Here is a 25919-nt window from a genome sequence, read left to right as displayed (position 1 = left end):
GCTTCAGTTAGCAACAGCGGCGGACGCCGGTAAAGCGCTGTTCGGTGGTGGCGACGTAAGTTTGTTCCGCCGTTTGTGGAAGCGCGTCGCAGTGGCATGATGCGGTTTGCGCCATTTGTGCGCGTTCAAATTGAGCCTCGCCGGACAGTTCCTTGGCCAGCGCCAACGTCAAAGCCGCCGCGCCGCCGATTCCACCCAACTTGCCGCCCGGCTCCACGACGGCGTAATCGGGCAGCCAGGTCGGCTCGCTTTCCTGGAGAATCGCTGGCTTGCGGCGGGACAATAATAAAATCCATTCCCGCACGCTCAGGAGGATTACCAACGACACAAGCAACAGAAATATGCCGGTGACGATGGCGTCCACCTGATTATTGAAAATCTGCACCTTTAGCTCCCGCAAGTGGGCACTGGTTTCCGGGCTTCCTGTCTGAGCGGTAAGCGTGGCAATTTCCGTTTGCAACGTCGTGATTTTCGCCTGGAAGCCGATGCGCGGATCCGAGTGCCAAATTTTTTGCGCACCGGCGGTGAAGGTGACGGCCAACAGCCATACCAGTGGTAACAACGTGATCAGCGCCAGTGCCGGCTTGCCGGGTTTTAATTTCTGGGGCGTCGGGCCGACGGGCTGCAGATTCATCTTCAACAGAATCGTCGTGCCGAGACAGAGCGCGATGGCCGCCAGCATCTGGTTGGCAATGCCGAACAAAGGCCAGAGTGAATTGACGCCGCCCGCCGGGTCGCGCACGCCTTGGACCAGAAAAACGCCCCAGCCCGCGACCATGAGTCCGCTCGCCAGCACGTTGGGAAAGAGCGCCCGTGTGTTACCGAGCGGCTTCCACAGATTGCCCAAAAAATCCTGCAAAATGTAACGCCCCACGCGCGTTCCGGCGTCAAGCGTGGTGAGGATGAACAGGGCTTCAAACATGATCGCAAAATGATACCAGAGATCGAGCAGTTGCTCGTTGACGACCTTGGAAAAAATTTGCGCCATGCCGACGGCCAGCGTTGCCGCGCCGCCCGTGCGACCGAACAACGTATGTTCACCCACTTCGTGCGCCAGCGCATCCATGTGCTCGACCGTGACCGGAAAGCCCAACGACGTGACGTGCGCCGCCGTGGCCGCCGCTTCGCCTTTCATGTTCATGGCGAAGTACACGCCCGGCTCCATCGTGCAGGCGGCGATGATGGCCATGATGGCCACCAGGGATTCCATGCACATGGCTCCGTAGCCGATGGTGCGCGTGTAACTCTCCCGCGTAACCATTTTGGGCGTCGTGCCGCTCGCGATCAGCGAGTGGAAACCGGAGATGGCGCCGCAGGCAATTGTGATGAAGCAAAAAGGGAACACTTTCCCGGCAATGACCAATCCCGAGCCGTCCACGAAACGGGTCAGCATCGGCATTTGCAAATCCGGCAGGAGCAGCAGGATTCCACCCGCCAGGGCAAAAATCGTTCCCAGCTTTACAAACGTGCTGAGATAATCGCGGGGCGCGAGGAGCAGCCAGACCGGCAGCACGCTGGCGGCCAATCCGTAGATCAAAATAATTCCCGCCAGATGGATTTCTGACAGCGAAAAAATCGCCGACCAATACGGGCTGCCATGCACCAGTCTCCCGCCCCAAACCGCCAGCAGGAGCAGAATCACGCCAATGGCGGAAGCTTCGAGAACTTTTCCCACTCGCACGAAACGCAGATAACCGCCCATGAACAGGGCGATGGGAATCGTCGCCCCTACGGTGAATACACCCCACGGACTGCCTCCCAGCGCTTTGACCACAACCAACGCCAGCACGGCGAGCAGGATCACCATGATGGCGAGGATGGCCACCGTGACGATGGCGCCCGTGACGGTGTTCAACTCTTCTTTCACCATTTGGCTGAGTGATTTGCCGTTGCGGCGAACGGACGCGAACAAGACGACGAAGTCCTGCACCGCGCCGCCCAGGACCACGCCGATAAGAATCCACAAAGTTCCCGGCAGATAACCGAATTGCGCGGCCAGCACCGGACCGACGAGCGGGCCGGGACCGGAGATGGCGGCGAAGTGATGCCCGAACACGATCCATTTGTTGGTTTTGACAAAATCCTTGCCGTCATCGTGAACTTCACAAGGCGTGGCGCGACGATCATTCAGGGTGAGCACGCGGGCGGCCAGCCACTTGGAATAGAACCGGTAGCCGATTGCGTAGGTGCAGATGGCGGCGATGAGGATGTAAGCGGAGTTGATCGGTTCGCCGCGCGTCATCGCGAGTGTGGCGTAGGCCCACACCCCCAACGTCACCATCAATAACCAACCCAACTTTCCAGCCAGTTTTCTCATTCCGGGTGGGGGTGTTGTAATCCAAGCAACGGCTTCTGCCTAGCAAAAGATTTAAGGCGCGGCGGCTGAATCCATTCGGAGACCGCGGCCGGTTGGCCTGCCGCACCGGGTTGCTCACATGAAAATGTTGTTCGTTGGCGCGGAAAAGTTGTCGCTGAAACTTGCGGCTCGGCGCGCTTTCCCCAACACTCGCGGCGGTGTCAACTGCTCCGACTACTTCCAAACGCAGCCCTTGGGCGTGGGTGCCGACCTTGTATCTGATTCAAGGTTTGCCGTTCGTCGTTGTTAATTCGGTCTCGGTCATTGTTTACAAAAGCCTTGGCGTGTCGAACGCGGACATCGCGTTTTACACCGCGTGGCTGTATCTGCCGTGGGTGGTCAAACCGCTCTGGAGTCCGGTGGTGGATATTTTGCGCACCCGCCGCTGGTGGATCTGGACCATGCAACTGATCATGGGCGCGGGCTTCGCGGGAGTCGGGTTGACGCTGCCGCTGCCGATTTATTTTCAAGCTTCGCTCGTATTGTTTTACCTGGTGGCTTTCGCCTCCGCCACGCATGACATCGCCGCAGACGGATACTACATGCTCGCCACCACGGAGAAGGAGCAGGCGTTTTACGTCGGCATTCGCAGCACCTTTTTTCGCGTTGCCAATATTTTTGGACAAGGGCTGCTGGTCATTCTGGCGGGTTACTTGCAAGGCAGCACCGGATTGCCCAGCCCCTCCGTCACCGTCAAAGTTCAACCGGAACTGACGACCGCCGGCGATTTCACCGCGCGTCTGCCCGTCTGGCAAGCGCCGACGAACGTGCCATTGCGAGTGGTGGTGCAAGCGGAGCAGTTGGAATTAAGCCCGCAATCTCAAGCCCAAACCGAAGTGGCCGCGTTGCTGGAGGCGGCACGCCAAATGAACGCCACCAATCTGTTCACGCGGGTGCGGCAGCAGACTTCGAGTGCGAAGTCCGCCGCCGCGCCAGGATGGTGGAGCCGTTCGGTGGCGCAACCGTTGACGGATTTTTTACACCGGTGCTTCGGGCCGGAAGCGAAGCCAAAATCTGAGCGCGTCGGTAATGTCGGAGTGCTGGCCATCAGCCTCACGCAGCCGCCGGGAAGGGAGATGGTTGTCACGCCCACCTTCAAATCGGGCGACAAGAGCATTTCCCTCGTGGAAGGCTCACGCCTGGTTTTTGATGACACGAACTGGGATCGGCCCGCCTATGCCGTGGTGCAATTGGACCCCAAACTCACCAAGGCGACTACGGCAGTTTTCGAGGTTCGCGCGGGCAACATCGTCTTTTCGTGGACCATTACGTTTTTTGCGCTGACGGTTTTCATGGTGCTATTCGGATTCTGGCACAAATTCATCCTGCCGCGTCCGGCCAAAGATCAACCGGGCAACACGCAAAACATCCTCGTCTTCATCAGGGAATTCTTTCAAACGTTCGGCAGCTTTTTCGCCAAGGAACGCATCGGGATATTGCTGGCGTTTCTGTTGCTGTTTCGTTTCGGGGAAGCGCAACTGATGAAAATGGTCGTGCCTTTCCTGCTGGACGTGCGCGAAGTGGGCGGCCTGGGATTAACCACCGGTCAGGTGGGGTGGGTCTATGGAACGATGGGGATTCTGGGGCTGACGGCCGGCGGCTTGCTCGGTGGTTTTGTGGCGTCGCGCCACGGTTTGAAAGCGTGGCTCTGGGCGATGGTTTTCATCATGCACGTGCCCGACGCGGTGTTTATTTATTTGGCCTACGCGCAACCCGATCACCTTTCGGTCATTACCGGCTGCGTCGCATTGGAGCAGTTTGGTTACGGATTCGGTTTTACCGCTTACATGCTCTACATGATTTACATTGCCCGCGGGCGACATGAGACGGCGCATTATGCCATCTGCACCGGATTCATGGCGCTGGGCATGATGATTCCCGGTATGTGGAGCGGTTGGTTACAGGAGACCATTGGTTACCAACACTTCTTCGTCTGGGTCATCCTGGCAACGATTCCCAGCTTTCTGGTGGTGTTGCTCATTCCTTTGGACAAAGACTTCGGCCGCAAGGAATGAAACATGCCTCTGCCAGCCAAACGAGAGTGCCGTCCGGGGTTTTATGGGGTATTGGGGTGCTATTTGGCTTGGCGATTGGGGGCGGGGCGTTTTATTGTCTGCGTCATGAAATGGACCTGGATTTTGTCTCTGACCGTGGTGGCTCTGACTTCCGGCGCGGTGGCGCAGGAGGCGGGCTTCAAATCGTTGATGGATGGCAAGACTTTTGCCGGTTGGCAGCTCGCGACGGAGAACACCAATTCGTTCCGGATCGAGGACGGCGCGTTTGTTGCCAATGGCAACGCCTGCCACTTGTTCTACGTGGGCGACGAGCAGCCGTTCAAAAATTTCCATCTCAAGGTGGAGGTCAAAACGGACCCGGTGTCCAACGGCGGCATTTATTTCCACACCAAGTATCAGGAAAAGGGCTGGCCGCGGGGCGGGTTTGAATGTCAGGTCAACAACACGCACGGCGACTGGAAGAAAACGGGCAGCCTCTACGACGCGGTCAACGTCTCGCAATCCCTGGCCCGCGACAACCAATGGTGGACGCAGGAAATCATCGTCGAAGGCAGCAAAGTCACGGTGAAGGTGGATGGCCAGATCGTGCTGGAATATAACGAGCCGCCCGGCGCGCAGCCGGGCAAGGATTTCGAGCGCAAACTGTCGCAGGGCACGTTTGCCTTGCAGGCGCACGATCCCAAGAGCGTGGTGCGCTACCGGAACATCCGCGTCAAACGGCTGTAATTTTCTCCCGGTCGCGGCTTCACGGGCTGAAGGGGGTGCGGGGTTGGATTTGGCAACGTGCGAATCGGCCCTATAATTCCGTAGTCATGCTGGCAACGTCAGAGATCATTCAAGCCGCCGCGCAAACCAACCGGATCAACCGCCTCTGGCCGCGGTGGCGCGAAGTGCCGTTGTATCACGCGACCCTGACGACACCGCATCCGACGCTGCCCGAGTTACCGATCATCACCAAGCGCGAGATGCGCGCGGGCTTCCCCAAAAACTTTCTGCCCGAGCGGCTTTCCCTGGACGACCTGGTTTCCCGGCGCGTGGTGGAACTGGAGTACACCTCGGGCACTTCCGAGGAGCGATTGCCGGTCATCATGCCGTTGGGGTGGTGGAACGAACAGGAAGAACGGGCGTTGCGGTTGAATCACTTCGTGGCCCGGGTGCTGGAGCAACAGCCCCACGCGCGCCGCGCCACGTTGACGCCGCCCGCCTGCAACGGGCTTACCTGTCCGACGGTCTGGGCTTCCCCGGCGGAACGCACGCTGGGCAACACGCTTTATCTGAACCTCGCGCGGATTCCCTTCACGCTGGATGAAACGGAGCTGCAACGCATGGCGCAGGAGGCGCTGGATTGGCAGCCGCAATTTCTGGATTTGGACCCGGTGCATGGGCTGTGGTTCGCCTTGTTCTGCGAACGGGCCGGCCTCCGGTTGCCCTCGGTTCAATTCATCCTCTGCAGTTATGAATTCGTCAGCGTCGTACACCGGCGGATTCTGCAGCGGGTCTTTGGCGTGCCGGTGTTCAATCTGTATGGCTCGACGGAGACGGGTCATCTGTTGATGGAAGATGAGTCAGGCGCGATGAAACCCAGCTACGGAACGGCGTTCCTCGAGGTGATGGAACCCGATGCGTCCGGGATCGGTCCGCTGCTGGTCACGACGCTGTCCAACGATTACATGCCGCTGCTGCGCTATCGCATCGGCGACCTGGTGCAACGGCACGAACGGGCTTACGGCACGGATTACACGGTGCACGGGCGGATTCGGGACGCGCTCACGGCGGCGGACGGGCGGCGCGTCACGACGTGGCAGGTGGATCAATGCCTGCGCGACGTCGGGGGGCTGGCGCATTACCAACTGCGCCAGACGGACGCGGCTCAATTTGACCTGCGCTTTATTGCGGATACTCAAGGACCGTCAGCGGCGGATCAAGCCACCATTGCCACCCGATTGAAAGCCCTGCTGGGTGTGCCGGTCAAAATGACCGCCGTCCCGCTCTTACTACCCGAAGCCTCCGGCAAATTCCGCCTCACCCATCGGGTCACAACTTCAGATCGCGCCACCGGTCCGAACCGGAAAGATTGATCGTGACCTCCTGATATTCGAGCAGGATTTCGTTGGAAACCGCCAACGTCAGCCGCCCCTCCAGCAGGGCGCGGAGAATCTGATGATAGGGCTGCTTGCGCCCGAAGATTTGCAGAAAGACGTTCGTGTCGAGACAGACCGTCATGCGTAACGGTGTTCTGCCCGGAATTGCCGCACCAGTTCGGCCACGCGTTGGAGTTTGCCTTGCGCTTGATCGGCATCAAATGCTTCGCCCAAGTGTTCGGCGGCCTGTTCGGCTTCGATCTACAACAACACGCGATCCAACAACACGAGTTGCGCGTCGGTCATGCGCTCAATTTTCTCGTGCAGGACGGGCTTGAGCTTTTCCGGCTCCAACGGTGCGGCGGTCTGGCTGCTTTTCATGGCTTCACGATAAATCGCGGTCAATTGCTGTCAACCGGCAATCTGACGGAGATGTTTGCCCCGGCAGAGCGCCGCAAGCACTTGCGATTCTCGTAAGCCTTCCTTGCTGACCACACGCTGCGACCGGGGGCCGGTCGCGCTCCGGGGTCAACCTTCCGCCTCCATCTCCGTCAACTTAGTCGCAGCAGCTTCCCACTGGGGCGTGATTTCGACGAGTTCGTCGGCGTTGTGGCTAAATTCGCGATTGAGCTGCATGGCTTGGCCGCCGTTTTGATAAGTCTCAGGCTTTTCCAATTCCGCCGAAATTTCGGTCTGCCGTTCTTCCAATGCCTGAATCCGCTTTTCCAGGTCGGCCACGATTTTGCGCTGCCCTTTCAAGTGACGCGAACGAGCCTGTCGCGCTTCGGCTTCGCGGCGGCGTTGCTCTTTACGATCCACCGTTCCCTTGGCACGAGCCTCCGGTTCGGAGTGGTTCGACTTTGCGCCCGCCGTCAGTGCCGCGCGCGCCGATTCGGCCTTGGTTTTATCGAGGTAATATTGGTAATCGCCCGCGTAATGCGTCAGCGTCCCTTGATTCACATGGACGACCTTGTTGGCCAAGGCCCGGATGAAATAAACATCGTGGCTGATGAAAATGAGCGTGCCCTCGAATTGCCCCAGCGCCAATAGCAATGCGTCAATGCTGTTCATGTCGAGATGCGTCGTCGGCTCGTCCATGAGCAACAGGTTCGGCGGGTCGAGCAGCAACTTGACCAGTGCCAACCGGCTCTTCTCGCCACCACTCAGGACGCTGACTTTTTTGAACACGTCGTCGTCTCGGAATAAAAAGCTGCCGAGCAGGGTGCGGACAAACTGTTCGGTGACGCGGCTGGGCGTGGCCAACGCTTCATCCAACACGGAGCGGGACGGATCCAGCATCTCCACGCGATACTGTGAGTAGTAACCCGCCTGGACGTGATAACCAAGTTCGCGCTCGCCCTGGCTCGGCGTCACGTTGGCGGCGAGCAATTTGAGCAACGTGGATTTGCCCGCGCCGTTCGGCCCGACGAGTACGATGCGCTGCCCGCGCTCGGCCTCGAAATCAATGCCGCGATAAACCCACAGTAGCGGCGACGCCCCGTCGCCGGATTGGCTGCTGGAAGAAGGCGACGTCTCGTCGCTTGATTTGTTATTGATGGAAGGTGGCGGGGGCGTCACTACTACGGGTGGCGACGAGGGCGTCACCGCCACGGTCGCTGCCACGGGATAAGCAAAGTGGATGTTCTTGAGCCGGATGACGCGCTGCCCGCTGCGCGGCGGCTGCGGAAAACGGAAACTCACCTTTTTTTCCGTTTCGACTGGCGCTTCAATTTTTTCCATGCGCTCAATTTGCTTGAGCTTGCTCTGCGCTTGCGAAGCTTTGGAGGCTTTGGCACGAAAGCGATCCGCAAACTCCTGCAACGCGGCGATTTCGCGCTGTTGATTTCTATACGCGGCCAATAACTGCTCTTCCTTCGCGGCGCGTTGTTCAAGGTAGGAATCGTAGTTGCCGCGATAGCGCAGCAGTTTGCTCATCCGAATCTCGACGATGTGGCCGACGAGTGCGTTGAGAAATTCGCGGTCATGCGAGATGACAAGGATCGCGCCGGGATAACCCTGCAAATACGCTTGAAACCACAGCAACGCTTCGAGGTCGAGATGGTTCGTTGGTTCATCCAACATCAGCAAATCCGGCGCTTGCGTGAGCAATCGCGCCAGGTGCGCACGCATGACCCAGCCGCCGCTCATCTCCCGCGCGGGGCGGTTGAAATCCTGCTCCCGAAAACTCAGGCCGGCGAGGATTTGTTTGGCCTTGGCCTCGACCTGATAACCGTTCAGTTCTTGATAGCGATCGTGAACATCGTCGGGTTGCATCCGGACTTCCGACGCGGCCACCGGGTGATCGTGTTCCCATGCCTGAATGATCTGACGCAGTTTGACAAACTCGGGAGAAATGGCGGTGGCAATCTCCAGCACAGTTTCCGCACCGACCGGCGCGCTTTCCTGGGGGAGAAAACCGATGCTCACGCCGCGTTCAGTGATGACCTCGCCGGCATCCGGATCGGTTCGACCCAGAATAATGTCGAACAACGTGGACTTGCCCGCGCCATTCGGTCCGACGAGGCCGATGCGGTCTTCGCGATTCAATTGGAGCGTCACGTCGGAGAACAAAGTTCGTCCGCCGTAGGCTTTGGTGATGCCGGACAAGGTCAGCATGAGTCGAGCAGTATGCCGGAGGCGGTGGAAAAGAAAATGATGGAATCGCGCGACAGATCTTTAACCTCCGTCGGATTTCGTTAAATCGTTACAACGTTGATACGTTATAGCGGTTTAATTAAAGTTGTAGCCGTGGCACCGAACGAGTGTAACCCCATGAAGGTGGGGTCCGGATGGAGAACGTCGCCTCTGTCCGCGAGGTTTTGGACTGCGGCAGTCTTCTGCCGCTTTCCGGTTGCGTGCTGATGATTCCACAGCGGCAGCGGACTGCCGCAGTCCAAGACGCGGTCGCGCCGGTGCTCGTTCCGAACCAAGGGCGGTCGCCCGTTTGACCCCAACGCTTGGCCTGAGGTTGGAAGGCCGCTGCGCCATGTCGGCGGCTATAGGAATACTTAAAATGCCCTAAAATGTGAAACGGAATTGGGGTAACGTTCAACCGGGTGTGATTGGAAGTGACGGTCAAAGGCTAATTTTTTGTAAGTGATTTAGCCCTGGCGCCTTGGAACGATTTTGTATATTTGAAGTGGTTCATGAACGATGAACGACCGAAATCCAAAAACGTTTCCCCTTCCCGCCGATCCCTGGAAGAGCGGTTGGCGCATCGGCCCGACGTGCTGGCACGGCTGCACGAACTGGCCGATACGCTCGACCAATCCGTCACCGACGACTGCACCGCCGATGAAGCCGAAGCGCGCGTGAGCGCGCAGGTGCGCCAATTGGCTCAGGAGCTTTTGGGCCAGTGGGCCCGCGAAGCCGAGGCCCACACCCAGGCCCAGGTACCCCAGCGCCATCCGGATGCCATTCACTACGGTAAAAAAAAACGCTGAGATGGCAGACGACCTTTGGCTGGGTAGAAGTCCAGGAGACGCAATGGCGGCTGGGCCGGCGCGGCCGGTTGCTGCGAGCCTTTTGTGAACGGGCGGAGGTGAGGCCGCGCGGCCGTTCGCGCCGCTTGCAACGGGCGCTGGTGGATTTCGGGGCCGAGGAAAGTTTCGCCCGCGCCGCTCAACGCGTGCGCGAACACTACGGGTTGGACGTGACGGCCACGGCGGTGCGCCAGCACACCTTGGCGCACGGGGCGCAGATCAGCGCCTTGGAAGTCACGCCGCCCAAACGCGCGGCCCGCACGCTGGTCACGCAACTGGACGGCAGCCTCATTCCCATCGTGAGGCCGCCCCTGCACGGCGAAAATCCTCGCTACGGCAAACAACGCCTCTGGCGGGAAGCGCGCCTGTGTCTGGCTCGGCCCAAAGACTCGGCCACGCCCTGCTACGGCGCCACCTTGGGCAGCGTGACGCTGGCCGGCGCGAGGTGGCGGGCCACGGCCCAAGCCGCCGGCCTGGGCCCACGCACGCACGTCCATGGGGTGGGCGACGGGGCGGCCTGGATTCTCACCCAGTTTCAGGAACAGTTTGGTGCGCAAGGCGATTACTTGTTGGACTTCTACCACGTGAGCGAATACCTCGCGGCGGCCGCGACGGTGATTCACCCCAAAAATCCCGAACGCTGGCGGTACCGCCAACAAGGCCGGTTGCTGGAAAACAAGGTGCCGGCCGTGCTGCGGGCCCTCGCGCCGCACCTGGAAACCGAAACTCAGACCGACGCGCCCGTGCGGGCGGCGTACCGCTACTTGAGCGAACGGCGGGCACATCTGGACTATGCGGGCGCACGGACGGCGGGACTGGAGATCGGCTCCGGCGAGATTGAAAGCGGCCATCGGCATGTGATTCAACAACGGCTCAAACTGGCGGGCAGTTGGTGGAAGGAAACCAACGCCGAAGCCATGCTAGGCCTACGCGTGGCCCGCGCCAACCAACTCTGGTCGCGCTACTGGTCCACGCCAAAACTCGGCCTCAATTGACCGTCACTTCCAATCACACCCCGTTCAACCTCGGAAGTTGACGAAATTGACGGCGGGGAATAAGGTCGCTTTGAAAACGACGTGAGCGATTGAAAAGAGCGGTCTGCTAATCTGTAGAGCATCATCGCGGCGCCGAGAAACGACCATGAAAAAACTGATGCTGTTACTTGTTGTCGGTTGTTCTTTCAGCCTCATGCTCAGTGCGGGGGATGCGGAATTCACGCAGAAGCTGGTCGGCACTTGGAACTTTGCTTACACCAATGCCACGGCAGTTCAGTCCACCCAAACGATGGTTACTGTGACTGAATATCGCCCTGACGGCACTTTTGTGATGAAGGGTGAAGTCAGCGAAACAGCTCCGGTATATCCCCCCAACACAATGGCATTTGTTGAATGCGATGGACTCCTGGTGCCTGTATTAAATACATACCCAGTCCGAAAACAAATTGGCGGGGTCGGAATCTGGCGCATTGAGCGGGGCTACCTCATCAGCACACTAACCAACTCGGTTGGCAATTGGCGGATGGATACTGGCAGTCGCAGCACGATTCAGACGAATACCGCCTCACTGCAAACAGACGTTGAACGCAAGGAGGAAATCATCTCGATGACCGCGCAGAAGTTCACGAAACGCAACACGGCCGGCCAGAAACTGACCGCAACGCGAAAGGAATAAGGAGGTCGGGCGATTGGGGCTGACCAACGGGGACGTTAAGCCCCTTCCCATCACACGGCGGCATCGCCCTTTTCATCCGTGCGGATGCGAATGGCGGTTTCCAACGGGAGCACAAAGATTTTTCCGTCGCCAATCTTGCCGGTGTGTGCGGTCTTGGTGATGACCTCGATGGCCTGGTTCACCTGATTGTCGGGCAGCACGATTTCCAATTTGATTTTGGGCAGAAAGTCCACGGTGTATTCACTACCGCGATAAATTTCCGTGTGTCCCTTCTGACGACCAAAGCCCTTGACTTCAATAACTGTCATGCCGGTGATGCCGATTTCCGACAGGGCGTCTTTAACCTCGGTCAGTTTGAACGGTTTGATAATGGCTTCGATCTTTTTCATACAGGCAATTCCGACGGCTTTAGTTGTATTTTTTTTATCCAGCGGCGTCAAATCCAATCCGTCAATCCGTGAACCTCACCACCCACAAAATCCGCGAATCCGCAGCTTGACCGCAGTGGCTGGTTCTGGGTTAATGGGCGCGTTCGCTCAGATGAAATCGGGACTCAACATTTGTAGTGTGTGCCGGATTATCGCGACCGCGCTCCCGCCGCCGCCGCGCAGCGGTCTCCCACGTCAGCCAACTTAATTCCCACCCTCGAACCAGCACGCCGATGAAATCACCCATCTCCCGTAAGTTTCTGTCACTGATCTTTCCAATGCTTCTGCTCCTGGTGATGGGCGGGAGCTTCACTTCGATCCAGGCGCAATCGCTCGACACCCTGGCGGAGGAAGGCGTCAAACTGCGGATCGAACAACAGTTGCTCAACCACCTGAAGCGTACGGCGCAACTCGCGCCCGACGAGCAACAACAGAGAACCCGGACCTGGCAGCAGGAGGATCGGGATTTCAAGCAACGCTATAACAAACTTTCCAAGGACGAGAAACAATACGTCTCCCGACAAATTGAAAATCAGTACGCGATTACCTTTCCGCCGTTGCAGCAGAAATGGGCGGCCGAAGCGCAGCAACTCAAGGAAGAGGCGCGTTCCCTGACCGCCCAACGCAATCAGGAATTGGAAGCGGACGCGCAAGTCGCCGCCAAAATCCAAACCGACCGCACTTTTCGGCAACGGCAACTGGACAGCGGGAAATTGTCCGCCCAGGAGTTTGCCCTGGCTGACGCGGACGACACGGCCAAAATCAAAGCGTTCCAGGACAAGTACAGCGGCTACGGCGGCGCCTGGGTCAACAGTTTCAATAAACGCTTCCAAGCGTTGGCCGCGCCACTGATTCAAGAACGCGATCTGCAGGAACGGCTCGCGGATACAACCAGTGCGGTCGGTGTGGACGCGCATCGCGCGGCCGATCTGACGCTGGTCATCAAACATAATGAACGCCGGCGACTGGCCAGCGCCCTCACGACCGCCCAAGAAAATCAGGCCAGCGCTCCGCTCAAAACCGAGCTCGACACCATCAAGGCCAGATACGCCGTGACTGGAGCGATGGCTCCATCGGCCCGGGATTTCAATCAACGCGTCGAGAATCTGGTCAGTCAGGGCCTACGCGAAAAAATGAGCGACTGGGATAAGGCCGCGCGGGAGGAATACGCCGCGCTTCGCGCCCAAACCACGGTGGCCCCCATTTCGGAACCGGCGCGCGCCGTCGCGACCGGGGCCGTCGCCACAGTCGCTTCCGGCTCGCGATCACAACCGGCGCCGTACCGCCCGCCAGTGAATTCGATGCCGTATCGGAGCGGTTCCGTCGCCCCCAAGATGATCATTCCCGGAATCGTCCTGGTGCTGATCTTGTTGTTTGTCTTTCGCAAGGTGCTGCGCGTTTTCCTGTCGCCAGTTGCCACCTACAACGATCTGGTCACCCTGCGCAACACCGTTCAAAACGCCTGGGCGCAGATTGACGTTCAGTTGAAGCGGCGGCACGACCTCATCTCCAACTACGTCGAGATTGTCAAAGGGTACGCCAAACACGAGCGCGGCACGCTGGAGGAAGTGGCCAAAGCCCGTTCGCGCGCCGCCGGTGCGACGACCATGGCTGAACGTTCTGACGCTGAGAACGCACTGGCGTCCACGATGAAATCACTTTACGCGGTGGTGGAATCCTATCCCGAGTTGAAGGCCAACCAAAACTTCATCGCGCTCCAGCATAATTTGACCGAAACCGAGAACATTCTGGCGGGCAAGCGCGAGGCTTACAACAACACCGTGCTCACCTACAACAATCGGGTGCAGCGCTTTCCGACCAATCTTTTTGCGAAAGTTTTCAGATTCAAAGTCCGCGACTTCTTTGAGCTTAAATCCGAAACCGAACGCGAAGCGCCCAAGGCTTCGATCTAATCCGTCGCGCCGGAAGCCAACGAATCCGCTCCGGCAATGTCGCCGTCGCTCCGCCGGTCGGATAACGCCCGCAAATCCGTCCGGTGCGAGACTCGACAAATTTCTAATTGACTGCCAATGTTTATACATGTTGGCGGATAAATTGGAGCAACTGCGCGCGATTCTGCGTTCCTACGGTTCGTGTCTCATCGCCTATTCCGGCGGGGTGGATTCCGCCTTTCTCGCGCTCATCGCGCACCAGGTCCTGGGCGACCGGTCATTGGCCGTGCTGGCGGATTCCGCCAGCCTGCCACGGCGCGAGCGCCATGACGCCCTGGAACTGGGCAAACAATTCGGTTTTCCCATCCGGGTCATCCGCACGACGGAATTGGAGGATCCCAATTATCTGGCGAACCCGATCAACCGTTGCTATTTCTGCAAACACGAGTTGTTCACGGAACTCGTTCCACTGGCGCGAGCAGAACACTTTGCCGTGTTGTGTTACGGGGAAAACGCCAGCGACCTGGGCGATTTTCGTCCGGGCGCCAAGGCGGCGGCGGAGTTTCAGGTCCATGCGCCGTTGAAGGAAGCGGGATTGGTGAAAGCAGAAATCCGGGAGTTATCGGCGCAAATGGGTTTGCCGACCGCCGATAAGCCGCAGATGGCGTGTTTGAGTTCGCGGATTCCGTATGGCGAAGCGGTTTCCGTGGAGAAGTTGCGCATGATCGAGGCGGGTGAAAACGTGTTGCACGACCTGGGTTTTTACGACCTGCGCGTGCGTCATCACGAGTTGAATCGCAAGCAGGCGTTGGCGCGAATTGAGGTGGGCGTATCGGAACTGGACAAGTTTTTTGCCCCCGGTGTGGCCGCGCGCATCGCCCAGGAACTGAAGCAAATTGGTTACGCGCACGTCACGTTGGACTTGCAAGGCTATCGTCGGGGCAGTTTGAATGAAGCCAGTCACTCGCCGACGCTGGCGGGCGCGAAGTACGGTGGGTGAATCAAAAACGACAACTTTTGCGGAGCAGTGGTTTTAACACGATAACTTATGGCGCAATTTACCTACAAAGCGCGACGCCGTTCGGGTGAAGTGGTGCAAGGGACGCTGGACGTGGCGGATCGCGCGGCGGCGTTGGGAGCGATTGATCGGCTGGGCTTGTTCCCCGTCACTGTGGACGCGGCCAAAAGCAGCTCGGTCAAAGCGGTCAAGCCCGCCGGCGCCGGCCGGGGTTTCTCCAGTCTGCTGCCGTCGTCATTTCAAGCGGCTCTGCATCGCAAGCGCAAACCCAAGCTGCAGGAGATTGCCACTTTCACCCAACAACTGGCCAATTTGTTGCAAGCGGGCATGCCGTTGACGGCGGCGTTGAACAGCATGATGCACCTGGAGACCAAGGGCATTCCCAAGGAAGTCAGTCGCGACCTGCGCCAGGAAGTGATGGAAGGGCGCAGTTTATCCGACGCCATGGCGAAGCAGCCGCTGATCTTCACCGATCTATACATCAACATGGTGAAAGCGGGCGAACAATCGGGCGCGTTGGTGACTGTGCTGCGGCGCATGGCGGATCACTTTGAAAAATTCGCCGCCGTGCAATCCAAATTCACCTCGGCGTTGATCTATCCGGCGTTTGTCGCCGTCGTGGGCATCGGCATCGTGATTTTCTTCATGACCTACATGCTGCCGAAGTTTATGACCCTGTTTGGCAACATGGAAATGCAACTGCCGATGATGACCCAATTGCTCATCAGCATCAGCAATCTGTTCACCGGCTATTGGTGGCTGCTGGTGATGTTGATCATTTTGTTCTGGGTGTTGTTCAGTCGGTTCAAGGCCACGACCGAGGGCAAATTCAAAATTGACGCGTGGAAGATGAAAGTGCCCGTGTTCGGCAAGGTGATGCGGCTGAATCTCTACGGGCAGTTCGCGCGGACGCTCTCGACCCTGTTGGAAAACGGCGTGCCGGTGTTGACCGCGTTGAAAATCACCGAGCAAGTGCTGCCCAACCGCGTGATCAAAGAAGCCACCGCCAAAACGCGGGAAGCGGTCACGGACGGCAAAACCCTCGCGCAACCGCTTGCCGCCAGCAAAATTTTTCCGCAACTCATGGTGGATTTGGTGCGCATCGGCGAGGAAACCGGCGATGTGCCCGGCGCGTTGAAAAACGTGGCGGACACTTACGAAAACGAACTGAACACGGCGTTGCGCGTGATGACCAACATGATCGAGCCGGTGCTGATCGTCGTCATGGCGGGCGGCGTCGGTTTTCTGCTGCTCGGAGTGTTGTCGGCCATGTTCTCCATGATCTCCAACGTCGGAGGCGCAATGGGAGGACGATGAAGCTGCCGCGCGTCCAACCGCACCGCTTCCCGGCTCGTTCGCCGCGCCGTCGCGCTTTTACCCTGATTGAAATCATGCTCGTGGTGGGCTTGATGGCACTCATCGCCGCCACCGCGGTTCCGAGCATTTATCAACTGGCCAAAAAGGAAGGCATGCGCCGCGCGGTTAGCGATTTGAAGGAAGTGTGTGCCAATGCCCGCGCGCAGGCGATTTTCTCCGGCAAGGAAGTCAGCGTGGTGTTCTATCCGCCGTTGCGTCGTTACGGAATCAGCGGCGGCACCACCACCGCCAGCCCGGAGAGTTTGAGCGGAGCCGCGCCCGTCGCGCCGGAAACCGCGCCCGGCACGGGTACCACCGGCATCATCCCCGCTGACATCACCCTGGAAATGCTCGATGTCAATTTGTCCGAGTACAAGGACTCCGAGTGGACGCGCGTGCGCTTTTATCCGAACGGCACCTGTGATGAAATGACGGTGGTCTTCCGCTCCAACCAGGAGTTTCGGAAGCTGAATTTGGAACCAACCACGGGAGTTCTATTCCAGGGGGATTTGCGATGAACTCCAGGCGACTGATACCCACCCAACGCCGACGGCGCGAACGCGCGTTTTCGCTGCTGGAAGTAATGATCGCGCTGGCGATTTTCTTCATGTGTACGTTTGCGATTCTTGGCTTAACCACGCAGTTGTTGCAAAACGCGCGCGCTTTTCAAACCAAGAAAACTCCGGGGGTCGCCTTGATTCACGCCTGGTACACGTCCATGACCAATCGCGTGACCGAGGGCGAATTCTCCGGCAGCCTGAGCGATATCTCCGATGATCTGGGCCGGGAATATCCGGATTACGAGTATTCCATTCTAACCGAGCCGGACCCGAACATGACCAACGGCCTTTGGGATGTCACCTACCGCGTTTTCAACCGGCGCACGCATCAGGTGGAATCCGAGGTGACGACATTTTATTGGGATCCAAACACGCAAAGCCGCACCAGCGTGGGCGCAGGAGGTTTTCGTCCGTGAGAATCCATCGCCCTCATTTTCGTCCGCGTGCGCGCCGTTGCGCCGCGTTCACGCTGATCGAAATTCTCGTGGCCTTTGCGATTTTCGGCATGGTTATCCTGGCCATTTACGCCACCTGGACGTTGATCATCAAATCAGCCAAGACCGGTCAGGATGCCGCCATCCAGATTCAACGCGAGCGCATGGCCATGCGCACCCTCAAGGAGGCGTTGAACGGAGTGATGTCGTTCCAGGCGGATCAGCGCAATTACGCGTTTGTGGCGGATAACTCGGACAACGGCTTCCTGAGCTTTGTCTCGCGTCTGCCGGAGATGTTTCCCCGCAGCAGCCGGGTGGCGTTTGAAGGCTTCGACGTGCGGCGCGTCACGTTTTCCGTGGAGTCGGGGCGGGATTCCCGCCGGCACCTGGTTTTACGCCAGACGCCCTTGCTCAAGGATATGGATTCCGACGAGGAAGAGTTCCCGTTTATCCTGGCCCAGGACGTCAACAAGATGGCCTTGGAATTTTACGATTTGCGCCAGCAGGATTGGGTGGATGAATGGGTTCGCACCAACGAGCTGCCGCGCATGATCAAGATTTCGCTCGAATTCGAGCGACGCAGTCCGAACCACCCCAATCAACCCGGCGTCAAAGAGGTCCTGGTGGACCTTGCCGCGCTACCCTCGTCCATGGTGCCCACCGCCGCTCAGGCCGGCAATCGTCCGCCAATGGGAGGCGGGCAGGTTACTCCGCCGAATGGAACGCCCGGTCAGGGGCAGCCCGGTCAATCCGGCCAACCATTGGTGCCAAACCCATCGGGGCCATTAATCGGTCAGTAAAACGTGAAGCCATCTCTGCACCACCGACAAGCGGGAATCGCGCTGATCATCGTGATGATCTGCATCACGGTGCTTTCGATTTTGGCGGCGGGATTCGCGTATTCGATGAAGGTCGAAACGCGGTTGGCGCGTAATGCCAAAGCCGAGGCGGATTTTTATCCGCTGGCGCAATCGGCGGTGGATTATTGCAAAGCGGTGCTGGTGGCGAGCGCCAATTGTCCCGAAGAACCGTTCGACGCGGAAACCCAGATCTGGGCGGGCGGCACCATGAGCGCCTGTTCCAACAGCGTGTTGGACTTTGTGCAACGCACCGTGGACCTGGGTTACGGGCGGTTTACGTGGAAGATGATTGACCTCGAACGCTACGCCAACATCAACACCGCCGATCCGGCCTTGCTTGAACAAGCGATGCGCCTGATCGGTGTGGATGATGGTGATGCGGGGGCGACCGTCGCCGCCATTCAGGACTGGATTGATCCCGACCAAAATCCGCACGTTAACGGCACGGAATCGGATTATTACGAAAGTCTCGTCCCGCCGTATCGCGCCAAGGATGGCTGGATTGACGACCTCTCCGAGTTGCTGTTGATCCGCGGCATCACGCCCGAGATGTATGGATTGGAATCCGCCCCGCCACCGCCGCCGCCCGAGTTTCGCGATCAAGTCGGCTTTGCCGCGCCTCCCGTGCAACGCGCGACCTTGCGTCAATTGTTCACGCCGCTTTCCTCCGGCCTGATCAACATCAACACTGCCTCCGCCGAAGTGTTGCAACTGGTGCCGTTCATAGACGAAAACGTGGCGCAACAAATCATCTGGTGTCGTTCCGGTCAGGACCTCGGTTTCCCCACGCCGTTTCGCAATCCCGGCGAAGGGTTGCTTTGCGCTGGTTTGAATCAAATGGTGGTCGGCATGATTCAAAATCGTTTCACGGTTCGCAGCCTCACCTTCCAGGTGGAAATTGACGCCGAGATTGATGGCATCCACCGGCAGTATTACGCGGTGCTGCGCCGGAACAGTCCGCGTGACGTCCAGGTGCTGATGTTCTACTGGAAGCTGAACAAACCGGTGGCCCATGCAGGCGTTAATTGAGGATTTCCTGCAGTACCTGCGGCACGAGCGCGGCCAGGCTTTGCACACCCAACGCACCTACGCCGGGATGCTGCGCCACTTCGCGGCCTGGGCGGAACAACAAGGGCTTACCGACTGGAAGCAGATTGAGCTGAAACATTTCACGCGTTACCTGCAACAAGAACGCGAACGCCCCCTGGCGCATGAAGCTGAGGACTCCGCGCGCCGGCTCAGCAGCGAAAGCGTGTATCTGGAAATCGCCGCGTTGCGCGCGTTTTATCGGTACGCCGAGGAGGAAAAATTGCTGCCGCGCAATATCGCCGAACACCTGTCGCTGCCCCGCCGTTGGAAGCGTTTGCCCAAATCCCTGTCCAACGCCGAAATCGAAGCGCTCCTGCAACCCGAACCAACGGTCACGCCGCGCAGTTTATGCGATGCGGCCATCATGGAGCTGGCCTACGCTTCCGGTTTGCGCCGCGCCGAATTGTGCGCACTGCGCCTGGAACAATTACACCTGGAAGCGGGTTTCATTCACGTCATCGGCAAGGGCAACAAGGAGCGGGTCGTCCCCATCGGCACGAAGGCGGTTGCCGCGTTGACGCGCTACCTCGAGGCCGGTCGGCCCCAACTGGTGCGTCCGCGTTCATCCGCGAACGTGTTTCTCACCAATCGCGGTTCCGCCTTTGCGCCCATCACCATGTGGCAACGCATCAAAGCCCGCGTCCGACGCGCCGGCATCGCTCGCAATATCACGCCGCACATGTTGCGACACAGTTTCGCCACGCACTTGCTGGAACACGGCGCCGATCTGCGCGTGATCCAGGAATTGCTCGGTCACGCCAACATCAGCACCACGGAAGTTTACACCCACGTCACCAGCAACCGGCTGCGCGATATTCATCGGAAATTCCACCCCCGCCAGTAAACCCGTCCTCGTCCATCATGCGCGTTCTCATTGCTCCGGATAAATTCAAAGGCACACTCACCGCCGCCGCCGCGGCCCACGCCATCGCCAGGGGCTGGCAAAAAATCCGCCCGCAAGATCAACTCACGTTGCACCCCATCAGCGATGGCGGAGACGGATTCGGCGCCGTGATGAGTGCCGCGTTGCACGCGAAGCCGCGCCGCTTGAGCACGCTGAATGCCGCGCATCAACGCGTCACCGCCACCTGGTGGTGGCAGTCGCAAACCCGCACGGCGATCATCGAATCCGCCAACATCATCGGACTGGCCATGCTGCCGTCGCAACAGTTTCACCCGTTTCAATTGGATACTTACGGTCTCGGCGCTGCCATCCAAACCGCTCAACAACACGGAGCGCGCCAGATCATTCTGGGCATCGGCGGCAGCGCCACCAACGACGGTGGATTTGGTCTGGCCCGCGCCTTGGGTTGGAAATTCTTCGACCCTGCGAAGGTTGAAATTCAGTCGTGGCCGAAATTGATCGGATTAAAGACCGTTCAACCACCATCTGGCGGCAGAACCCACGGGCAACTTATCGTCGCGGTGGATGTCAATAATCCGTTGCTTGGTCGCCACGGTGCCACGCGCATCTACGGCCCGCAAAAAGGTCTGCTCACGAAAGACTTTGCCCCTGCGGAACGCGCTTTACGCCGCTTGGCTCAAGTTATGACGCGGCAGTTCGCCTCGGATTTTGCCGCGCAACCGGGCGCGGGCGCCGCCGGCGGATTGGGATTCGGGTTGGCCACTTTTGCCCGCGCGCAACTCGTTCCCGGTTTCGATCTGCTGGCGCGTGAAACTGGTTTGCTGCGGAAACTGCTGAAAGCGGATCTGGTGATTACCGCCGAAGGCGCGATGGATCGCTCCACACTGATGGGCAAGGGAGCGGGCCAGGTCGCGTTACTGGCGCGACGGAAAAACCTGCCGGTGATTGGTTTGGCGGGCGTCCTTCACGATTCGCGAGCGCTCGGGAAGTTGTTCACCCGGACTCACGCTCTGGTGGAACTGACCCCTGCCGCCGCCGCCCAACGTCGCGCCGCGCATTGGCTCACCCGACTGTCCGCCCGAACCGCCGCCAGTTGGGAGGCCGTGAATCCACAATGGAAAGTTGGCAAGTCAGCCCGAACTGCTAGAATGACTTCGTGAGCAACGAGTACTCAGTGAGCGCCCATTGGCCCGCCGATTTTGATGAAGCGGGCCTGCAACGTTGGGCCGAGAATCTGCGGACCCAATTAACGGCCCCGCAAGTTTCGCTGGGACTTGTGTTCATGACGCCGCGCTTCTTTCCGTATGCGGCGGAAGTCCTGGAAATTTTGCGCGTTCACGCGCGCATCCCGTTGCTCGCCGGCTGTTCCAGCACGTCGTTGGTATCCAGCGGCGAAGAGTTCGAGGATCACGCCGGATTGGTGTTGGCGCTCTACGCGTTGCCCGGCGCAAAACTTACCGGCACGTACTTCGACCAGACCCAGATCGAACTGGCGGCTGGTTCGAGCTTCTGGCCCGAACACACCCAAGTGGCGCCGCATCAAACCAACGGTTGGCTGGCCTTTATTGATCCGTTTCATCTCGATGCCGAAGCGTGGTTGCGCTCCTGGAACGAAAACTATCCGCGCCGTCCCGTTTATGGCGGACTGGCCAGCGGCATTTTCGCGGATCAAACCACGCAGGTGTATTTGAACGGCGCGGTGTACGAGGAAGGCGGCGTGGCGATTTCCGTGGGTGGCGACGTGAGGCTGGCCGGCGTCATTTCTCAAGGTTGCACGCCCATCGGCGACACCTGGACGCTGACCCGCGTGGAACAAAATCTCATCCATCGCATCGGCAACCGTCCCGCTTACGAAGTTTTGTCCGACACCGTGAGCGAGATGCCGGTGGAAGAGCAAAAAAAAGTGCGCGGCAACCTCTTCATTGGACTGGTGATGAATGAGTATCGGGAAAATTTTCAACGGGGTGATTTCCTTGTGCGGAATCTGCTGGGAGGCGATCCCCAGACCGGCATCCTGGCCGTGGGCGCCCTGCCGCGAGCGGGGCAGACGATGCAGTTTCAGCGGCGCGATGCGGCGGCGGCAACCGAGGATCTCAGCGAACTGCTGGCTCAAACGCGCGCGGACTTGAATGGCGCGACGGTCTATGGCGGCTGCCTGTGTTGCTGCAATGGCCGCGGCAAACATCTATTCGGCACCTCCGGTCACGACGCGCGCCTGGCGCAAAAAGAATTTGGCGACATCGGCCTGGCGGGCTTTTTCTGCAACGGCGAGATCGGCCCCGTCGGGCCGACCAATTTCCTTCACGGCTACACCGCCTCGCTCGCGCTCTTCGTGAAGAAATAACCCAAGTCGTCGGATTGAATCAAAATCCGCAACTGGCGCGGGGCGACGCGCGATTCAGGCGGGCGGCAACGCGCGAGGGATCGCTCGCTCCATTTGTGCGGGACACCGGGCGGGTTTCAACGATTCTTGGCAGGCGAATTAACACGTCCAGCAGTCCGCTTGGCCATCTCTGGTTTTGGCAGAACGACTTCACCGCTCATGAGGACAAACAATTTTATCGGTGTAGAGTCGCCGTCCAAGCCGCCTGGAGGAATCGTTGTGAACTGAACCTGATAAACCCATTTGTTCTCCCTGCCAACCGGGTGCAGGGAAACGGAATCGACAATCGTGGTGACGCCTTTGAACAAGTTTGTGACGGCAGCTTGAGCCGCCTGCATTGCACGTCGAGGTGATAATGCAGGATGTTCATCCGCCTCAAGCCAAGCCGGAGACTTTTTGAGGTCCGCATCCGAAACGGTGGACACATAGTTTGTGCCCGCGACAGTGAAGGTGCTTTGCATGAAAACTTCAGCAGAAACAGCGAACGCGGCCACACTCAGGAACATTGCAGCGCAAACAATTGCTCTCATAAGGGATGCACTCCTAATTACGGGTTTGCGGTTACGGTGCTTGTCTTGAGCAAGACACAAGTGCAACAGTTCCAGTCTGACTGGAAAATCCGGCCTAGCGAACGGAGACCGCAACGGATCGGTCGCGAAATCGTACGTCACGGGGCTTGGCTTGCAGGTGGAAAGTTTTCGAGCTGGAATGGAGTTGATGAACGAGCAAATGTCGGTAGCCCCGCCTTGGGCCATGCGCTGCCCGATGTTGTACATGTCCCGGCTCCACAGGCTCACCGTGGCCGTGCCCAGCACGTTCACAAAGCCCGGCACGGTGCGGCTGGTGTATTGGTTCAATAACTCCATACGCGATTGCTTCTTGGCCATTTCAACTCAAACCAACGAACCATTCAACCTAAACTTCACAGCGTCCAGGGCTGTGCGGCAGGCGCGGGTGGCGGACCTGCTATCGAGCCGGCCTGAGGCGAGCCAGATTCCTTTCACCGTTTGGCGGGACAGCCGGTTGGGTCATTGCTTTTCCTTCGCGCCAGCCTTACCGGGGAAGGGCTCGCCACCAACGATCATCCGTTGGAAAAGACTCTCGACATCTGATCCACTCAGCGGGAGGGGAGGCGAAGCAACGTGGTTGTCCTTGGCGATGATGAAATATCCATCTCCACCTTGGGTCGCCATTTGACTCCAGTTCGTAAATCCTGACTGCACAACAATCCGCTCATAATCTCGCACCCAGAGCCAAACATTTGTGCTGTCCGTGTTGTGCGGAGAACCAAATCTGCTCCGGATGTTCTCCATAGGAGTCCCGATGCGTGCAACGCTCCAAACATATTCGTTCCACTTTCCCATCAGGTGCGCTGTCTTGCTCCTTGGCCAGGCAGAGAACTGCAGGCGAGCAAACAGATTAAGGTCTGCCATAAGAGCAACGCCTAGCACACCAACAACAGCGATCAATCCGATTGCCCAGAACCTCTTCATTCAGGTGACCTGTATAGCTGGTTTTCATTGTTATTGATGAACTTCAGGTTGATACCAGCCCCCCTTCCCTGAATACCAGTTGGGTCGTCAGTCGTTGAACTCACGTATAGCCCACGGCCCAAGTAGATGCCGATATGCCCTGGATAGGAGATGATGTGCCCAAGATCTGGCGGCACTGTTCCACTTCCCGGAATGCCGTGAAGATTAACGAACCGCCCTCCACCCTTGCCCTTGATTGGTTGGTCAAGTTGGACTTTCAATACGGTCTTGCCCTTCTTGCTTCCTCCGGTCGCCCCGCCTCCTTTGCGGTCTTCGACTTTGACTCTCCACGTCACCTTGAACGCTCCGAGCGTCTTATCCTGATGCCACTCGGTAGTTCCTGGAATGCGAAAATCGAGCCAAAGCCGACTCGGTCGCCGAATCAGTTTGGTCTCAAATCCAGCGTCTCCAATTACGTCAGCGACAAAGATATTGCATGTGCTGACTCCAGCGTCAGTCTTGTCGTAGGAGAGTGCGGTGTTCTTGTCCGCCCACAAGGTCAGAGCCCTCAGCCCCATGGCCAAAGTGGCAGGATCTTCCTCCCCCTTGATGGAAGCTATCAAAGCCTTGATGTCGCCAATGACAGCCTCAATCGCCTTCGCATACTCCCCGTTTCCGTAGGTATTGGCAAATTTGTTGCCCGCCACGCTGTCAGCAAACTTTTGCAGTTCGTCCAAGACTTTCTGCTCTTCAGCCGTGATGTCCCGCAACCCAAGCAAGTCCACAAGGGAAACAGGATTGTTCCTAACGAAGCCATACAGGTTTACGCCACCCCACTCCTCCATCGGATCTCTACTTGGCCACCTGCCATCATTCAAATCCCGGAACAGGTATTTATCATCCTCTGTGTAATCATCGTGATACTGGGTGCTAAATCGGATAGGGTTCAATTTTGCCATCGGGCCTGTCCGTTGGAGCGGCTCGGCAAATGGGCCATAAGCGTAGCACGCACTCTCTGCACCCGTTGCCGCGTTCACCAGCGCCATCACGTTCCCGTTCCCATCGTAGCAGGTGAAATGCGTCGTGTTCGTCATGTTGCCACACTGGGCGGACGTTCCCGCTTTCACCGCCAACACTCCACCCACCCCACCAGCTCCTTGAATTGTTCCGCTCAGATCAAGACCACGCAGGAAACTCACCACCACGCCGTTCGTATGATCCAGCACCGCCAGCAACACCTGATTGTCCCACACGTAACGGTTAGTTTGGGAGGGATAGTAACTCATCCCGTTGTTCGTGGAGACGATGCGCTCAATCCATCTTCCATCGGCCAGAAGCGTCCAAGCCTCTTTCACTTTGGAGAGCGACGGGGCGTCGCTTCTACGTTCAATCACTATCCGCCGGTTCTCCCCATTCCACACATTCGTCCACAAGCTGTCACTGGTTAAGTTGCCATCGGCGTCATAGGTGAACGCCTCGGGATTCTTTGCCAACAACAAATTGCCCGCGATGTTGGTCACAATGTCCGCCCCGGTGTAGTTGCTCAGGACGGCCACGTTGGTGATGGTCAACCACAGCGCGCCCGTGTTGTTGTTGAACAACATTTCCCCCCGGAAATAATCCCCCTTGCGCGTCGTCGGCGTGTAGAGCGCGAGATTGTCCTGGCTCCACAAACTCACCGTGGCCGTATTCGTGGCCGTGCCCAGCACGTTCACAAAGCCCGGCACGGTGCGGCTGGTGTATGGGTTCAATAACTTCATGCGCGATTGCTTCTTGACCATTTCAACTCAAACCAACGAACCATTCAACCTAAACTTCACAGCGTCCAGGGCTGTGGCGCAGGCAAACCGCCGAGCGGTTCAGCGACACTGTTGTTCCATCTCGGGTGGCCGAGCAATTCCACCGCGGCCTGAGCGGTGCTAAATCCTTATCACCGTTTGGCGGGACAGCCGGTTGG

23 protein-coding genes are annotated in these 25919 nt (G+C 58.5%); 16 read left to right on the top strand and 7 right to left on the bottom strand.

The window, feature by feature from the left end; all coding sequences use genetic code 11:
• Positions 1-7 precede the first annotated feature (7 nt).
• Entirely contained in the window at positions 8-2317 is a 2310-nt protein-coding gene (locus M9920_16395; GenBank protein MCO5053857.1) for a carbon starvation protein A, read from the bottom strand.
• Between the two features lie 197 nt (positions 2318-2514).
• On the opposite strand from M9920_16395, the gene M9920_16390 reads away from it, so the two are divergent.
• From M9920_16390 to M9920_16380, 3 genes are all read left to right on the top strand, one after another.
• Positions 2515-4371, top strand: coding sequence for an MFS transporter (locus M9920_16390; GenBank protein MCO5053856.1), 1857 nt, complete (start codon positions 2515-2517; stop codon positions 4369-4371).
• A gap of 105 nt (positions 4372-4476) precedes the next feature.
• On the top strand, positions 4477-5097 hold the full coding sequence (locus M9920_16385; GenBank protein MCO5053855.1) for a DUF1080 domain-containing protein: 621 nt from the start codon (positions 4477-4479) through the stop codon (positions 5095-5097).
• 86 nt (positions 5098-5183) lie between these two features.
• On the top strand, positions 5184-6449 hold the full coding sequence (locus M9920_16380) for a hypothetical protein (protein MCO5053854.1): 1266 nt from the start codon (positions 5184-5186) through the stop codon (positions 6447-6449).
• On the opposite strand, the gene M9920_16375 is transcribed toward M9920_16380, so the two are convergent.
• Positions 6406-6594 (bottom strand): PIN domain-containing protein, encoded by a 189-nt coding sequence (locus tag M9920_16375; protein ID MCO5053853.1) that lies wholly within the window; start codon positions 6592-6594, stop codon positions 6406-6408. The two genes, M9920_16380 and M9920_16375, sit on opposite strands and share 44 nt — an antisense overlap.
• A gap of 386 nt (positions 6595-6980) precedes the next feature.
• Complete coding sequence (locus M9920_16370) at positions 6981-9068, bottom strand: ABC-F family ATP-binding cassette domain-containing protein (protein ID MCO5053852.1); 2088 nt, start codon at positions 9066-9068, stop codon at positions 6981-6983.
• Positions 9069-9598: 530 nt separating this feature from the next.
• Between M9920_16370 and M9920_16365 the strand changes: the two genes are divergently transcribed.
• From M9920_16365 to M9920_16355, 3 genes are all read left to right on the top strand, one after another.
• Entirely contained in the window at positions 9599-9895 is a 297-nt protein-coding gene (locus tag M9920_16365) for a hypothetical protein (protein ID MCO5053851.1), read from the top strand.
• 125 nt (positions 9896-10020) lie between these two features.
• On the top strand, positions 10021-10929 hold the full coding sequence (locus tag M9920_16360; protein ID MCO5053850.1) for a UPF0236 family protein: 909 nt from the start codon (positions 10021-10023) through the stop codon (positions 10927-10929).
• A gap of 145 nt (positions 10930-11074) precedes the next feature.
• Positions 11075-11605: a hypothetical protein gene (locus tag M9920_16355; protein MCO5053849.1), complete on the top strand. Its 531-nt coding sequence runs from the start codon at positions 11075-11077 to the stop codon at positions 11603-11605.
• 50 nt (positions 11606-11655) lie between these two features.
• Here M9920_16355 and M9920_16350 read toward each other — a convergent pair whose 3' ends face one another.
• Entirely contained in the window at positions 11656-11994 is a 339-nt protein-coding gene (locus tag M9920_16350) for a P-II family nitrogen regulator (protein ID MCO5053848.1), read from the bottom strand.
• Between the two features lie 1373 nt (positions 11995-13367).
• On the opposite strand from M9920_16350, the gene M9920_16345 reads away from it, so the two are divergent.
• The 10 genes from M9920_16345 (at position 13368) to M9920_16300 (ending at position 22451) form a co-directional block, all read left to right on the top strand.
• Positions 13368-13946, top strand: coding sequence for a LemA family protein (locus M9920_16345; protein ID MCO5053847.1), 579 nt, complete (start codon positions 13368-13370; stop codon positions 13944-13946).
• Between the two features lie 127 nt (positions 13947-14073).
• Complete coding sequence (gene larE / locus M9920_16340) at positions 14074-14925, top strand: ATP-dependent sacrificial sulfur transferase LarE (protein ID MCO5053846.1); 852 nt, start codon at positions 14074-14076, stop codon at positions 14923-14925.
• Positions 14926-14973: 48 nt separating this feature from the next.
• A complete protein-coding gene (locus tag M9920_16335) occupies positions 14974-16260 on the top strand; it encodes a type II secretion system F family protein (GenBank protein MCO5053845.1) in 1287 nt (428 codons plus the stop codon).
• Positions 16257-16817, top strand: coding sequence for a prepilin-type N-terminal cleavage/methylation domain-containing protein (locus M9920_16330; protein MCO5053844.1), 561 nt, complete (start codon positions 16257-16259; stop codon positions 16815-16817). The genes M9920_16335 and M9920_16330 overlap by 4 nt, the downstream gene beginning before the upstream one ends.
• Positions 16814-17275: a type II secretion system GspH family protein gene (locus M9920_16325; protein ID MCO5053843.1), complete on the top strand. Its 462-nt coding sequence runs from the start codon at positions 16814-16816 to the stop codon at positions 17273-17275. The genes M9920_16330 and M9920_16325 overlap by 4 nt, the downstream gene beginning before the upstream one ends.
• Entirely contained in the window at positions 17272-18093 is an 822-nt protein-coding gene (locus tag M9920_16320; GenBank protein ID MCO5053842.1) for a prepilin-type N-terminal cleavage/methylation domain-containing protein, read from the top strand. Before M9920_16325 ends, M9920_16320 begins: the two co-directional genes overlap by 4 nt.
• Before the next feature lie 3 nt (positions 18094-18096).
• Complete coding sequence (locus M9920_16315) at positions 18097-19182, top strand: type II secretion system protein GspK (protein MCO5053841.1); 1086 nt, start codon at positions 18097-18099, stop codon at positions 19180-19182.
• Positions 19166-20086 (top strand): tyrosine recombinase, encoded by a 921-nt coding sequence (locus M9920_16310; GenBank protein MCO5053840.1) that lies wholly within the window; start codon positions 19166-19168, stop codon positions 20084-20086. The genes M9920_16315 and M9920_16310 overlap by 17 nt, the downstream gene beginning before the upstream one ends.
• A 17-nt stretch (positions 20087-20103) precedes the next feature.
• Positions 20104-21267, top strand: a complete 1164-nt coding sequence (locus tag M9920_16305; protein MCO5053839.1) for a glycerate kinase — start codon at positions 20104-20106, stop codon at positions 21265-21267.
• Positions 21264-22451 (top strand): FIST C-terminal domain-containing protein, encoded by a 1188-nt coding sequence (locus M9920_16300; protein MCO5053838.1) that lies wholly within the window; start codon positions 21264-21266, stop codon positions 22449-22451. Before M9920_16305 ends, M9920_16300 begins: the two co-directional genes overlap by 4 nt.
• Before the next feature lie 116 nt (positions 22452-22567).
• Here the strand turns inward: M9920_16300 and M9920_16295 are convergent, their stop codons facing one another.
• From M9920_16295 to M9920_16285, 3 genes are all read right to left on the bottom strand, one after another.
• Positions 22568-23377, bottom strand: a complete 810-nt coding sequence (locus tag M9920_16295; GenBank protein ID MCO5053837.1) for a hypothetical protein — start codon at positions 23375-23377, stop codon at positions 22568-22570.
• Between the two features lie 141 nt (positions 23378-23518).
• The gene (locus tag M9920_16290; GenBank protein MCO5053836.1) at positions 23519-23983 is read right to left on the bottom strand and encodes a hypothetical protein; all 465 of its coding nucleotides are present in this window, start codon (positions 23981-23983) and stop codon (positions 23519-23521) included.
• Entirely contained in the window at positions 23980-25743 is a 1764-nt protein-coding gene (locus tag M9920_16285) for an RHS repeat-associated core domain-containing protein (protein ID MCO5053835.1), read from the bottom strand. Before M9920_16285 ends, M9920_16290 begins: the two co-directional genes overlap by 4 nt.
• Positions 25744-25919: the final 176 nt, after the last annotated feature.

It is taken from the genome of Verrucomicrobiia bacterium (assembly GCA_023953615.1).
In the GTDB taxonomy this organism is placed as follows: domain Bacteria; phylum Verrucomicrobiota; class Verrucomicrobiia; order Limisphaerales; family JADLHS01; genus JADLHS01.
Note: the sequence above shows the minus strand (reverse complement) of the source record. Positions and strands in the feature narration are given on the sequence as shown.